This window comes from Pseudarthrobacter sp. B4EP4b, from assembly GCF_006680095.1.
Classification (GTDB): Bacteria; Actinomycetota; Actinomycetes; order Actinomycetales; family Micrococcaceae; genus Arthrobacter.
In genome coordinates this window covers 40350-51324 of the sequence record NZ_VHIJ01000060.1, presented here as the reverse complement: position 1 = coordinate 51324, position 10975 = coordinate 40350, and the positions used below count along the sequence as shown (strand labels likewise).

The following is a 10975-nucleotide window of genomic DNA, read 5'->3' as shown; positions in this document are numbered from 1 at the left end:
CATGGCCCGGCGGGTGGGGGCCAGGGTGGTGGCGCCCGACGTCGGCGGGCTGGGGGCTGCGGTGGTGGGGGAGTACCTGCGGGCGCACTTCCGCGGACAGGCGTTCGACGACGCCGACTGGACGTCCTGGGACCGCTGACCGTCCTACGGCTGCGCCGGCGTGGGCAGGGTGAGGATCTCGGCACCGTCCCCGGTGATCGCGATGGTGTGCTCGCTGTGCGCTGTCAGGCATCCGGTGGCGCTGCGGAGGGTCCACCCGTCAGCGTCGGTGACGAGTTCGGCGGTGTCCGCCATCACCCAGGGCTCCAGCGCCAGCAGCAGGCCCGGTCGCAGCGTGTACCCGCGGCCAGGCCGCCCGGTGTTGGGGACGTGGGGGTCCTGGTGCATGGTTGAGCCGATGCCGTGGCCGCCGAACTGCGTGTTGATCGGGTAGCCGGCCTCGCTGAGGACCGAACCGATGGCATGGGAGATATCGCCGATGCGGGCGCCGGGACCGGCAGCGGCGATGCCGGCATACAAAGCGCGTTCGGTGGCATCGATCATGGTGATGCTTTCCATCGGCTGTGAGCTGCCCACGATGAAACTGATGGCGGAGTCCGCTGCCACCCCGCCCTTGACGACGGCGAGGTCAAGGGTGAGCAGGTCGCCGTCGGCCAGGGTGTAGTTGTAGGGCTTTCCGTGCAGCACGGCATCGTTGACCGCTGTGCAGATGTAGTGGCCGAACGGCCCGCGGCCAAAGGACGGCTCGTAGTCGATGTAGCAGGATGACGCCCCGGCGCCGATGATCATTTCCCCGGCCCACCGGTTGATGTCCAGGAGGTTGGTACCCACCGTGGCGCGGCTCTTGATGGCCTGCAGGATGTCGGCGACGAGGGCTCCTGTTTCCCTTGCCCGGATAACTTCGGCGGGGGTCAGGATCTCGATCATGCGGCGGCCTTCCTCGTCTGGAGACCAACAACTATACCCAGCACTGGGCCAGCAGGTTCAGGCGCGGGAGTCCTGGGCCGGCCCCTGGTCCGAGGGCGCTGCCGGTGCATTGGCCCGGTCCGCCGGAGCACCCTGCCGCCTGCTGGCCACCAGGAAGGGAACTGCAAGGCTCTGGAAGATTCCGGCCAGGGCCAGTGACGCCGGATAGCCGTAGAGGTCCGCGCTCCGGCCAAGCAGCGGCTGCACCACCACGCCGCCGCTGGACCCCATCAGGGAGGCGAAGCTGAGCACCGTGGCCCGCTGCTTCGATGGGATCATGTCGTTCACGTACGCCTGCCGCACGGGCATGGCGGCCGAGTCGACGACTGCCCAGAGGGTCAGCAGGACCAGGGCCGGCCAGAAGGCCCGGGTGAAGCCGAGCACCAGCAGGAGCACCGCACTGATGCTGCCGCTCAGGATCAGCACCGACGTCCGTTTGTGGAACAGTCTCCTGGCGTAGGGCGCCAGCCAGCCGCCCACCACTTGGGCACCGGCCACGATAGCCGCAGCGAGGCCAGCCACGGAGTAGGCGCGCGGGTCGCCGTAGAGTTCCAGCAGGAACGGCTGCAGCGCATAGAAGACATAGATCCCGACGCCGGCACTGAACGGGGAGGCCAGCATTACGTACCGCACGGGCGGGATTTTCAGGCCGTTATCGATGGAGGCCGTCAGGACAGCGCGCGTCGCCTTGAGGGGGTGCGTGGAGCGCTCGGGTGTGAATCCGACGTCGTGCATCAGGCCGAAGGCCACGACGAACATGGCCAGCAGTACGCCCACCCGCACCAGGAACGGCACGCCGAGGCTGGTGGCCTGGGCGATCACGCCGCCGGCTACCGAACCGGCGAGCATCGCCATGCCCGAGACCATCTGCCCCCGCCCGAACACCGGCTCCAGGCCGCCCTCGTAGCCGGAGTAGCGCAGGGCGTCGACGAGCCACGCCTCAACCGCGCCCGAGAAGAAGGTGAAGCCCAGCCCCAACAGCACCGACATCACTGCCCACAGCGGAAACGGGGCGGAGAACTGCCACAGCAGGTAGTAGAGGTAGGTGGAGCCTGCCAGGGTTACGGTGCCCAGCAGGAACGACGCCCGGCGGCCCCAGCCGTCAGCGACAACCCCCGTGGGAACCTCGAAAATCACCATCCCTGCGGTGAAGAATGCGTTGGCGGCGAAGGCCTCGAAGTTGCTCAGGCCGGCGTCCAGCAGGAACAGCGTGTTGACGCCCCAGATGAAGGAGGCGGCAAGGGTATTGCCCAGCGTCAACGTCAGGTAGATGCGCTGGATCTTTCGGGCGGCAGCGTTCATGGGTTCGCTGTCCCGGCTGCGGATAGCACGGAACACGAGGCCATTCTCGTCCCGATCCGCCCGCTATGCCAGAGCTGGTGCCAGGACCCGGCCCTGGCGGTGCCGTGGTGCCACAGGCGGTCATCAGGCAGGCTCTCCGAAAGTCACGGTTCGTGCGTCGCGGGGATGTCGTGCGATGCGGCCCATTCACCCAGATCCCGCCGTTCGATGGCCGCAGCCATCAGGTCGGGGAACAGGTCGGGGGTGCAGGCGAAGGCCGGGACCCCGATTCCGGCGAGGGCTGCCGCGTGGTTGGCATCGAAGGACGGGTGGCCGCTGTCACTGAGGGCCAGCAGCGCGATCATGGTGGTGCCGGACCCGACGATGCTGGCGGCCCGGCGCAGCATCTCCTCGGCGATGCCGCCTTCGTAGAGGTCGCTGATGAGCACCAGGATGGTCTCGGTGGGCTGGGTGATCCGGTCCTGGCAGTACGCCAAGGCACGGTTGATGTCCGTGCCGCCACCCAACTGCACGCCGAACAGCACATCCACCGGATCGTCCAGTTCATCGGTCAGGTCCACCACTTCGGTGTCGAAGGCCACCAGCCGGGTACGCACTGAGCGCAGGGAGCTGAGCACCGCCCCGAACACACTGGAGTACACCACCGACTCAGCCATGGAGCCTGACTGGTCGATGCACAGGATGATCTCACGCTGGATCTGGGTGCTGCGCCGGGCATGCCCCACCAGCCGCTCGGGCACGATGGTCCGGTATTGGGGCTGGTAGTGCTTGAGGTTGGCCGCGATGGTCCTGTTCCAGTCGATGTCCTGGTGCCGCGGCCGCCTGGTCCGTGCCGCGCGGTTCAGCGCACCGGTGACCGCCTGGATGGTCCTGGCACGCAGCCGCTCTTCCAACTCATTGGTCACCTGGCGGACCACCGCCCTGGCCGTCTCGCGGGAATGCTCGGGAATCACCCGGCCCAGGCCGATCAGCGTACTGACAAGGCCGACGTCGGGCTGTACCGTGCGGAGCATCTCCGGCTCGAGGAGCAGCTGCCGCAGGCCCAGCCGTTCCATGGCGTCCGCCTGCATCACCTGCACCACGCTGGACGGGAAGTACCCGCGGATGTCGCCCAGCCAGCGCGACACGCGGGGGCTGGAGGCACCGAGGCCGCCGCGGCGGCGCTGGTCCTCACCGTATAACTCCTCCAGGGCGTGGTCGCGCCGGGCGTCGGCGGCCGAAAGCTCCACCTTGTTGCCTTGGCCGTCCCTGATGCCATCGGCCCCATGCCCGCCAAGCACCAGCCGCCAGCGGGCCAGGCGTCCGCGGCTGCTGTCGTCGCGCTCCGTCACGCCACCACGTCCCATCCGAGGTACCGGGCCATTGTCCGGACCGCGGGGCCCGCTGCCGCCAGGTCCGGCAGATTGTCTTTTCCGGCCGGGACGTTGCCGCCAATCCGTGTCACTTGTTCGCCGATCTCCCGCCGTTCAGGCTCGCTGAACGCCGAAAAAGTCCTGCGCAGGAGCGGCAGGACGTCGTCGAAGGCCTCGTCGTCCGCGCCGGCCACCCAGCGGTCCACCAGCTGCAGGAGCCGCGGATCGTAGATCAGCAGCGTTGCGTCGCCGGAGACCACGCCATCGAGCCAGGCCGCGGCTTCCCTCGCTGGGGTGGCAACGGAGAGCCGGCGGCTGAGCCGTGCGGCAACCTGGTCCGCTTCAACCAGTCCCGCATCCAGCAGCAGCCGGGTGGCCCGTCCCGCCACCGCTCCATGGATCAGGTCGGAGCCTGCGACGGCGGACAGGGCCCTGTGCCAGTCATCCAGGGGAAGGTCCGGCACCAGGGACAGCCCGTGCTGTGCGAAGTCGATGGCGCGCCGCATCACGTCCGCGGCTTCATCATCCAGGCCGGCGCACGCCGTCGGCAGGCCTACGCAGGCGCGCACCACTGTAGTGTCCAGGATCTTCCGCACCCCCGTCACGTCCACACCGCGCACATTGCCGTACCGGCAGGTGCGGGCCAGGGGCGCGACTGTTTCCAGAAGCGGGGCGACGTCCTGCTGCAGGGCAGTCCGCTCGGCGAGGACAGAGACCACGGCACCGATACCCTCCGGCAGGTCTGCGAGGAGGCAGTTCGCGAGCAATCCGCTCAGGCTTGCCAAGTTGGCGTCTTCCCGGGCGCGCTCAGCAACGTAGGCAGAGGCGGCCGCGGCCACGGTGGTGCCGTACCGGCCGGCCTCCACCACGGCGATGGCCAGCTCCGGCCTCCACTGCAGCGTCCACGCCTCCTTGAACGTGCCCAGGGTCCGGCCCGTTTCGGCCGGAATTCCCCAGTCCACCCCGAGCAGCGCCAGCCGGTGCAGCAGCACGGAGCGGGCCAGCTGTGCGGGTTTGCGCAGGTCCAGGGCCAGGACTTCCTCCATGGCGCTTGGCTTCCACCGCAGCCTGCGCTGGGTGGCGGCAAGATCGGCGGCGAGGGGGACGGTGGGCGCGGAATCAGGCACGCTGCCCAACTCCAGTCCCACGGTCAGCTCCCGGTGCACCAGGGCCAGCGGCAGCGGCGATCCGTCGCACAGCACCGCCTGGGCGGCATCGTCAAGTTCTGTCAGTCCCGGACTGGGCCGTCCGCGGACTGCGGCGAGCGCGTCCGCCATCCTTGTTGCCTCCACCACTGATGCTGTTGACGCGTCCAGGTTCTCGCCGCGCAACGCGCGCGCCACCCGGACCAGCCAGGTGGTGGAGACGTCCGTGCCCGGGTCATTCCCCATCCAGTGGGTGAACAGATGTTGGTACCAGCCGGGTGCGGTGACGCCGGCGCCGTACCCGCTGGCCAGGCTGAGCCGGCCCGAGGTCCAGGGCACCCACGTCACGGCGATCTTCGTTTTGGGCAGGCCGGCCAGGACCTTATTGTCGGCGGCGGCCGGGGGAAAGTGGGCGGGCACCAGTGCCGGTGCATGGTAGGCGCCGCACACCACGGCAATGCGGACGTGCCCCTCGCGGAGGGCGGCCCGGAGCAGCCGCCGCATCGACGCTTCCCGCCGGTTGTTTTCCAGCACGTCAGGATGGTGGGCCGGCCGGTCATCGGCTGCGCGGATTTCGGCAATCGCTTCAGTCAGCGCCTCGAACCGCTCCACCGGGTCGCTGTGGCGGTGCTCCACGGCGTCCTCCCACCAGCGCTCGGCATCGCTGTACCCGGCGGCGCGGGCGAGGATCCCGATGGCGTCCGGCCGGTAGGGGCGGGAACCCACGGAGGAGGAGCCGCCGTCGTCCGCCACTAGCGGTTCCTCCTCTGCCGGCGCCTCCTCTGCCGGCAGCTCCTCCGAAGGCGCCTCGTCCGACGGCGGGACGTCACCCCCCTCCCGCAGCGCGAACGTATGCGCCGCGGGCAGGTCGATGGCGCGCACCTGCGCGCCCGTGGACAGCGCCCAGCGGATGGCCACCCACTCCGGGGAAAAGCTGGCCATCGGGTAAAAGGAAGCCAGCCGCGGCTCATCCGGAACATAGATCAGTCCGGCTACCGGCGGGACCATCTCCGGGTCGCTGAGCAGGGGAATCACCTGGTCCAGTTCCGGCGGTCCCTCCACCAGCACAAGGTCCGGCCGGAGGGCGGCGAGCGCCTCGGCCACGGAGTGCGCCGACCCGGGTCCGTGGTGCCGGATTCCGAGGACGTGGACTTCTGTCATGGTTGCAGGAGTCCCGGTTTCAGTTGGAGGATTCGAGGTCGCGGCAGGCCCGGTAAAGGTCCTTCCACTCCGGCCGGTTCCGGACCACGGTCTCCAGGTATTCCTGCCAGATCACCCGGTCCTGCACGGGGTCCTTGACCACGGCGCCCACCAGGCTGGCGGCCACGTCCTGCGCCCGGACGGTCCCGTCGCCGAAGTGGGCTGCCAGGGAGAGGCCGTTGGTCATCACTGAGATGGCTTCCGCGGTGGACAGCGTTGCCGAGGGCGACTTGATGGTGGTGCGCTGGTCCTGGGTGACGCCGGCCCGGAGCTCGCGCATCACAGTCACCACGCGCCGGACTTCGGAGAGCGCCGCCAGATCGGCCGGCAGTTCCAGGGACGCCCCCAGGCTGCGGACGCGGGTGGTGACGATCTCCACCTCCTGCTCCATGCTGTCCGGGAGGGGCAGCACCACGGTGTTGAAACGCCGCCGCAGCGCGGAGGAGAGGTCGTTGACGCCCTTGTCCCTGTTGTTTGCCGTGGCGATGACGTTGAACCCCTTGCGGGCCTGCACCTCTTCATTGAGTTCCGGAATGGGCAGGCTCTTTTCGCTGAGGATGGTGATGAGTGAGTCCTGCACGTCGGAGGGGATCCTGGTCAGTTCCTCCACCCGGACAAGGCTTCCGGTTTCCATGGCCCGCATCACCGGCCCCGGGACCAGTGCCGCCCGGGACGGCCCGTCGGCGAGCAGCCGGGCATAGTTCCAGCCATAGCGCAGTGCCTCTTCCGGCGTGCCCGCCGTTCCCTGCACCACCAGGGTGGAAGTTCCCGAGATGGCCGCCGCCAGATGTTCGCCCAGCCAAGTCTTGGCCGTGCCCGGCACCCCGAGCAGGAGCAGGGCCCGGTCCGTGGCCAGGGACGCCACGGCGATTTCCACGAGCCGCTCCGACCCCAGGTACTTGGGCGTGACCACCATGCCGTTGGGCAGGGTTCCACCAAGGATGTAGGTGGTGACGGCCCAGGGGGACAGCCGCCAGCTGGGCGGCCGGGGCCGGTCGTCGGCGGCGGCAAGGGCCGCGAGTTCCTCGGCATAGGCGGTTTCGGCGTGGGCGCGGAGAACGTCCTGGGCGGGCTGGGTATCGGTCATGAAAAAGCCTCCGTCAGGGATTGTCGGAACGATTGGTATTGCACGGCGTCACGGAGCACGCGGCGCCGTGCGGCGTCGTCGTCGGAACGCTCCAGGAGTTGCCGGCACTGCCCGGCGGCTTCGGGCGGGAGTGCTGCGGGCAGGATCCCTGCCAGCATGACCGCCAGCTGGCCGCCGTTTTTGGCCGTGATCTGCTCCAACACTTCGGCAGCGAGTGCGGGTCCCCAGGGCCGGGGAAGGTCCCGCAGGGGTTCGACCAATGCGAAGGGCGGTGCCGCGCTGCTCCGGAGCTGCCGCACCAGCCTCTCCTCGCGTTCAACCGCTGGCAGGCAGGCCAGCAGGCGCGGCTCAAAGCGGTCCTCCAGCAATGCACGCACCCACTCTAGGTCGGCCCGCCGGGCAGCGGTGGACGCGATGGCTTCCAGCACCCGCGTCTCGCCCTTAAGCAAGGCAATGGCCGACGCCGGGCCGCGGCCGGTTGCCGAGGTCCAGGTATCGAGCGGGGCACCCCGGATAATAGTGTCGAGCCGGGCCAGCCGGTCCGGTTCGCCGCTGCGCGGCTGCGCAGGAACTCCGTCCCGGAGTGCGGCAGCGTCAGGTTCCGGCGGCAGCCCGATCTCGAGGCGCTTGCGCAGCACGCCGTTGAGCCGGAGCAGGGGGCGGAGCCGGTCGGCCATGCGCGCTGCGCGGGCGCTGTCCGGCAGCCGGTCGAGCAGCGCCGCCGCGGTGTCGCGTACGCTTTTGGCTTTGTCATCCAGGGCCCGCTCCAGCAGTTCCTCATCGTCCGGTCCGAGGTTGGCGGTGAATGTGGCGAGGTGGGCAGCACGTTCCCGGGCGGCGAGGTTGTCCCAGTGCCCGCCAAGCAGCGTGCGGGCGGCGGCCGGATCAGTGCGGCGGAGCCGTTCCACTTCTGCGGTGGCGTCCGTACCCGCCAGCTCTGCCCAGTCACGCGCTGCAGCGCCTTGCTGATGTCCGGCCCCGGAATCGCTGGTCCCTTGGTCGCTCTCAAGCAGGCCCTGCAGCCACCGGCCGCGCGTTCCGATGGCCGGGTGCAAGTGCTCCGCAACCGATGCTCTGGTGCCGGCCGCGGCGAGGAGGGGCGGCAGGAGCTTGTGTGGAACCCGCACTCCTGAAGCTGCGGCCAGCCGCAGCCAGTCCGCCACCAGCAGGGTGCGCAGCTCCGGCCCCACCGGCGGCTGCGTGAGCAGGAGGTCCAGCAGCCGGGCGGCCTCACCGCTGGCCTGCGGACAGTGGTCCGGTGGCGCTGGCCTGGCCAGGCCGGCATCATCCAGGCGGCGGGGTTGCCGGGCGGCGCGGATGACGGCGTCGGCGAGCGCGGCCTGGTCCAGGAGCGATTCTTCGGCGGTGTGAACTTCCGGCGGGCGGACGCCCAGCTCTGCGGGCGGGGAAGGCGCAGGGTGCCGGGCTGTTCCCACCAGGGCGGCAGCACGGAGTTCGGCCAGCCAGGTCATGGCGTCACCACCGCGTTGCCGATGACGGCGGACAGCGGCCGCAGGCGGCCCTCCTCCAGCTCACCAAAAATGTCCACCGGGTGGCCGCCGGTGAGGGCGAGCAGGGAGTCCAGGGGCGCATCGACCAGCGGAAGCGCATCACCGGCTTCATCCCGAAGCCACCCGGAGCCGCCAGTGGAGAGGCGCACTCCGGCCAGCAGCACCGGATGGCGCTCCCGCCACGGGGACGAGGCGACAGCGGCTGATTCGGCATCGAGTGCCTGGCGGATACTGCTTCCCCCGCCCAGAGTCCGGGCCGTCCCTGCCGTGCCCACACCACCGGTGAACAGCGCCCGCCGGGGCGCTGATCCCGGGTACCGGGCCACTGTGGCCTCCAACAGTGCGCCGGCGAGTTGGGGTGTTGCGAGTGGCTCGCTCCGGGCAGCGAAATCCAGGAGGACCACTACCGTTCCGTCCGGGCCGCGCAGCCACGTACGCTGCTGCTGGAGCCGTCCGTCGTCGCTGCGGTGGGCGCCGAGGACCAGCCAGGGGCCCGGCAAGGCCTCCACGCCCTCGACCTCCGAGGCAGGAACGGACCAGCCGACGGCAACCCGGAGGTCGGCAAGTTCGTCGGGGGTCAGGTGGTCCCGGATCCGCCAGGCTTTGGTGAGCGCCCACCACCTGCCTGCCCGGTGGAGGAGGTGATCGGTCCAATCGCTGCGGGCGTGGATGTCCGAACCCATGGTGCGTACCTGTTCGGCCAGGCCCGGGAGCTGGGCATCCACCAGGCGGGCGGCCACGCCGTCCCACCACGAATAGGGTTGGGACCTGGCGGAGGCCACGCCCGTCCGTACCAGGTCTGCCAGCCACCGGGAGAAGTCCGCGATGCCGGCGTCCATGAGTGCCAGCCGGTCGGCAAGCCGTTTTGCCTGTGCCGCCGGATCGGCCGGCTGTTCGGACTGGCGCCGTTCCCGCACGGTTGCCCGGCCGGCGCGCTGTTCCGCCCACTCCCGGGCGAAATCCGCAGCCTCTGTTCCGGCGTCGGCCGCTTCACCCCGGGACCACAGCAGGAGGAGGGCGAGCGCATGCTTGCACGGAAACTTCCGGCTGGGGCAGGAGCACCGGTAGGCCGGGGCGGCGAGGTCAACGCTTACCTGGTAGGGGGTCTTTCCGCTGCCCTGGCATTTGCCCCACACCAGCACGTCGTTGCTGCCCGTCTCGGACCAAGGCCCCGGGCGGGCGAGTTTGCGGGCGGCGGCCAGGGAAGCTGCATCGGGCGCGGCGCCGGCCACCCTGTCCTCGCTCCAACGCCCCATGAAGCACATTGTGCCCGATGTTCCCAGCCGCGCAAGGGCGGGCCGGCGGCGTGGCGGCCGGGCCATGCTGCCCCGGGAGGCCGTTTTCCGTGTCAGGATCAGGGTATGCCTGACCGCCTGATGCTGCTGGACACCGCCTCGCTGTACTTCCGTGCCTTCTACGGCCTGCCCGATTCCATCCGCCGCCCGGACGGGACACCCGTCAACGCTGTCCGTGGCCTGCTGGACATGATTGCCCGGCTCACCACGGACTACGGCGCCACCCACCTCATCGCCTGCTGGGATGACGACTGGCGGCCGCAATGGCGGGTGGACCTGCTCCCCACCTATAAGGCCCACAGGGTGGCAGAAGTGAACGCCGGCGCTCCGGACATCGAGGTGGTGCCGGACGCGCTTGAGGCCCAGCTGCCCATGATCCGCAGGGTACTGGGCGTGGCCGGCATCGCGATTGTCGGGGCGCCGGACCACGAGGCCGACGACGTGGTGGGCACCTACGCCAGCCATGCCGGCATTCCGGTGGACGTGGTCACGGGGGACCGGGACCTTTTCCAGGTCTGCGACGACGGGCGGCAAGTGCGGGTCATCTACACCGCCCGCGGGATGCGGAACCTGGATGTGATGACCGAACAGGTGGTGGTGGGGAAGTACCGCGTGCTGCCCCAGCAATATGCCGACTACGCCACCCTCCGCGGTGACGCCTCCGACGGACTGCCCGGGGTCGCGGGGATCGGTGAAAAGACGGCGGCATCGCTGTTGTTGAAGTACGGAACCCTTGAAAACCTGCTCGAGGCGGCTGCGGACGCCGGCAGCGGCCTCTCGTCACCGGTCCGGGCCAAGCTGGAAGCCGCCGAGGACTACTTGAAGGCAGCGCCCGCCGTCGTACGCCTTGTCCGTGACCTCGAGCTGCCCAGCCTGGAAGAGGCAGGCGCCCGGCTGCACCCCGCTACCGGCGAAGCCCGCGCCGAGCTGGAACGCCTCGCCGTGGACTGGAACCTGGGCGGCTCTGTCCGGCGCCTCCTCGATGCACTGGACCGCACCGTGCCGGCCTGAATCCCTCCGCGCAGCGCTGGATGCCTGCCTGCCTGGAGTGCGGAAAACTGCCTATTTCTTGAGCAAAAGTGACATCCCAGGGTGGATACCCTGCCGCTAGGGTGGC

General features: G+C 69.8%; 8 protein-coding genes. 1 reads left to right on the top strand and 7 read right to left on the bottom strand.

What is annotated here, in order from left to right:
- Positions 1 to 144 precede the first annotated feature (144 nt).
- The 7 genes from map to FNL14_RS19980 form a co-directional block, all read right to left on the bottom strand.
- A complete protein-coding gene (gene map / locus FNL14_RS20010; protein ID WP_142063734.1) occupies positions 145 to 927 on the bottom strand; it encodes a type I methionyl aminopeptidase in 783 nt (260 codons plus the stop codon).
- A gap of 57 nt (positions 928 to 984) precedes the next feature.
- Positions 985 to 2268 carry an MFS transporter gene (locus tag FNL14_RS20005; RefSeq protein WP_142063746.1) on the bottom strand — a complete coding sequence of 428 codons (1284 nt, stop codon included), beginning with the start codon at positions 2266 to 2268 and terminating at the stop codon, positions 985 to 987.
- A 143-nt stretch (positions 2269 to 2411) separates the two neighbouring features.
- Positions 2412 to 3599 carry a VWA domain-containing protein gene (locus FNL14_RS20000; protein ID WP_255470936.1) on the bottom strand — a complete coding sequence of 396 codons (1188 nt, stop codon included), beginning with the start codon at positions 3597 to 3599 and terminating at the stop codon, positions 2412 to 2414.
- On the bottom strand, positions 3596 to 5926 hold the full coding sequence (locus FNL14_RS19995; protein ID WP_142063728.1) for a DUF5682 family protein: 2331 nt from the start codon (positions 5924 to 5926) through the stop codon (positions 3596 to 3598). The genes FNL14_RS20000 and FNL14_RS19995 overlap by 4 nt, the downstream gene beginning before the upstream one ends.
- 19 nt (positions 5927 to 5945) lie before the next feature.
- Complete coding sequence (locus FNL14_RS19990; protein WP_142063725.1) at positions 5946 to 7052, bottom strand: AAA family ATPase; 1107 nt, start codon at positions 7050 to 7052, stop codon at positions 5946 to 5948.
- Positions 7049 to 8524 carry a DUF5691 domain-containing protein gene (locus tag FNL14_RS19985; protein ID WP_142063721.1) on the bottom strand — a complete coding sequence of 492 codons (1476 nt, stop codon included), beginning with the start codon at positions 8522 to 8524 and terminating at the stop codon, positions 7049 to 7051. The genes FNL14_RS19990 and FNL14_RS19985 overlap by 4 nt, the downstream gene beginning before the upstream one ends.
- Positions 8521 to 9819 (bottom strand): SWIM zinc finger domain-containing protein, encoded by a 1299-nt coding sequence (locus tag FNL14_RS19980; protein WP_142063718.1) that lies wholly within the window; start codon positions 9817 to 9819, stop codon positions 8521 to 8523. The genes FNL14_RS19985 and FNL14_RS19980 overlap by 4 nt, the downstream gene beginning before the upstream one ends.
- Positions 9820 to 9924: 105 nt before the next feature.
- On the opposite strand from FNL14_RS19980, the gene FNL14_RS19975 reads away from it, so the two are divergent.
- A complete protein-coding gene (locus FNL14_RS19975) occupies positions 9925 to 10869 on the top strand; it encodes a 5'-3' exonuclease (protein ID WP_142063715.1) in 945 nt (314 codons plus the stop codon).
- Positions 10870 to 10975 lie beyond the last annotated feature (106 nt).